Source organism: Pedobacter sp. 01T416_2 (assembly GCF_056398925.1).
Genome location: NZ_JBFTQI010000839.1, coordinates 1 through 2407 on the forward strand (window position 1 = coordinate 1; position 2407 = coordinate 2407).

Consider the following 2407-nt stretch of genomic DNA (forward strand, 5'->3'; position numbering starts at 1 on the left):
TTATGAAAATGATGCTATGTTCATCATTGAGCTCTCCAATCAAGAAGAGCTTGATAATCATTGGCTGTACTATGACTGCAAAACCGGAGAATTTATCCGCTTTTGGCTTAGGAACCGAGACGCTGAAAATGAAGTAGCAGAATACTACTTTGAGCAGGGCTTTCTTAAGATAAAAGGAAATACAGCAATATTTATTGAAAAGTTTAATTTCCAGCAACATACACTACACAAAGTTCCCGTAGGTGCTAAGGCTCTTAGCCTTATAGAGATGTATACCGGAAAAATGAAATCGGTAAGTTAACTTTTAAATCCCCCCATTTTACCCCAAGAAACCCTGCTTCCAAACTCTGGATGGTAGGAAGGCTCATATAAAATGTAACCAAGTCTGATTAGTYTTTTAATACTCTTGTGATAAGTGCGGGTAGATAAAATCTTGCTGATTCTCATGAGTCCACTGCGGGAAATCTGAAAAAAACCTTCCTGATCAGCCTGAATATAAAACGTAATCAAAGCGTGCAATAAAGCGATATCTGTAGTAGTAATGTGAATATCTGAATGGATAGCCGTTAAAATTTCCTTCAGTCTTTTATCTTTTCCGGCACCCATTATCCTTACCTCCATAATCTTTGTTTTCCAGCCACTCCGATTTTTCCCTCCAGCAGATCATCCACTACTTTGGAATCATAGTAATAAATACTGCCGATCTTTGAAAAAGACAGCGTTCCATTGATCCTTAAATTTTGTAAGGTTCCCTGGGATATCCCTAAAATCTTCCTCACTTCATAGCCTTTCAAAAACTTCTTTTTCACTGCCGGATCAATTTTGACAATTTTTCTGATCTCTTCCAGTAAGCCGTTACCAAAATCCACCAAATCTTCTTTAGTTAATACTTCCACACCCATAACCTATTTATCTATGTTGTTAAAAAATTCAGGCATGACAAAACAGGGGACTAAAAGTCCCCTATACATATGCACTGATTGCCTACAAACTATCTTGAAATTCCTTTTTTCTCCCTGGAAGCCGGTTCTTGTTCCATGACCATTTCCGGCACTTTATCCACCTCTTTTTTTTCCAGCGTATCATGCCTGTCTATTGCTTTACTATAAACCTCGCTTAAATCGTTGTTATAAAAATCCAGCGTTTTAAAATGGGGATTAGCTGTAACAAAACCAGTTGTTTCCTTTCCATTCTTCATAAACGACACCTCGTGAAGATTTCCACGTTCAAGGCTTTTAAGCAACTGATCCTTAAATCCCGGCTTCTCCATATTCAGTATATTAAATTTATCTACTGTTTCTTTAAGACTAAAGCCATAATTTTTGCCATAAGGGTCAATTTTGAAACCTTTCTCTGGAGTATGTTCGGCGAAATCCAGCTTAAGCCAAAGATTTGCTTTTTCTCCGCTTTTCAACACAACATCCTTATTTACCGCACGACCCGAAAGCAGATTGTAACTTTCTTTAGCGGTCACCCCTTTTCCTTTGTTGATATAAAAGGTCTGCGAAATAAGATCCTTCGTGTCAGCTCTTTTCAATGTCGCCTCATAACTATTAAAAAAATACATGTCGGTTTCCTTACTTTTTGAAAAGCTAAGTAAGTATGTCATCTTATCACCAAAACCGGCCTCATATCTTTTAGCCGGATCTGGCATCTCCTTAGTGGGAGACTGGATTTTAAAGCCCTCGGGGGCATGCGAAATTGACTCCTTTAGATCTGCGTTTAGGGAATCCCCAAAGCCTAAGTACTTTAATGTATTTTGTAAGTACTCTAAATTATTCTCATTCATAATTGAAAAAATTAAGGTTAAAATTCATTTGATTATTTTTTTTGAACAGGATTATCTCGACACTCCTGATCTGCCATATCCACGCGAATACTCGTTATTATTGGATATGGATGAGTTTTTTTCTTCAGCGTCCTTGACGGTAGACTTCTGTGCTGCCGCTGCCTGAAGCGCTTTGTGATAATTTTCATTCCGCTCATCTTTCTGCGGCAACAGTCCCCGATCGCCAACCATGGCTTTCAGACCTGTTAGCAGAAGGTAGGATATTCCACCGTCCATCAAAAGAGAGACGACAAGCGCCAACCTATTGGAACGGATTCCATCCGGAGTCGTGCTACTGGCCTGAAAGGTGGTCCCATCCGGCATTTCAATCTGCCTTCCGCTACCAAAACGTTCCTTCTGATAGGGCGTAAGGGGCATACCGTTAATCATTTCTGGCACCCTCAGCCTAGATGTGTCTGAAACAATAAATTCACGGGTGTCCCAGTCGTATTCCACCATCAATTTCTTTTGCTGCCCGTTCTCAGTAGTTTCTTTAATTAGGTTGGCCTTCAGACCAGTTAGAAGGTCATCCGCTTCCCCTTGCGAAATAATGGAAGGAACGTTGCTCTGTTTGTAAAC

Annotated in this window: 5 protein-coding genes; 1 reads left to right on the plus strand and 4 read right to left on the minus strand. The window is 39.8% G+C overall.

From position 1 onward, the window contains the following. Positions 1 to 301 (plus strand): hypothetical protein (locus AC1DPQ_RS24785; RefSeq protein ID WP_477611196.1); only part of this gene is annotated, 301 nt, incomplete at its 5' end. Here the strand turns inward: AC1DPQ_RS24785 and AC1DPQ_RS24790 are convergent. The 4 genes from AC1DPQ_RS24790 to AC1DPQ_RS24805 all read right to left on the minus strand — a co-directional run. Further along, a complete protein-coding gene (locus tag AC1DPQ_RS24790) occupies positions 298 to 621 on the minus strand; it encodes a hypothetical protein (protein WP_477611197.1) in 324 nt (107 codons plus the stop codon). The two genes, AC1DPQ_RS24785 and AC1DPQ_RS24790, sit on opposite strands and share 4 nt — an antisense overlap. Then, positions 612 to 902: a helix-turn-helix domain-containing protein gene (locus tag AC1DPQ_RS24795; protein ID WP_477578604.1), complete on the minus strand. Its 291-nt coding sequence runs from the start codon at positions 900 to 902 to the stop codon at positions 612 to 614. Before AC1DPQ_RS24795 ends, AC1DPQ_RS24790 begins: the two co-directional genes overlap by 10 nt. An 89-nt stretch (positions 903 to 991) precedes the next feature. After that, on the minus strand, positions 992 to 1789 hold the full coding sequence (locus AC1DPQ_RS24800; protein WP_477578606.1) for a hypothetical protein: 798 nt from the start codon (positions 1787 to 1789) through the stop codon (positions 992 to 994). Between the two features lie 51 nt (positions 1790 to 1840). Next, a partial coding sequence (locus tag AC1DPQ_RS24805) for a hypothetical protein (protein ID WP_477611198.1) occupies positions 1841 to 2407 on the minus strand: 567 nt, incomplete at its 5' end.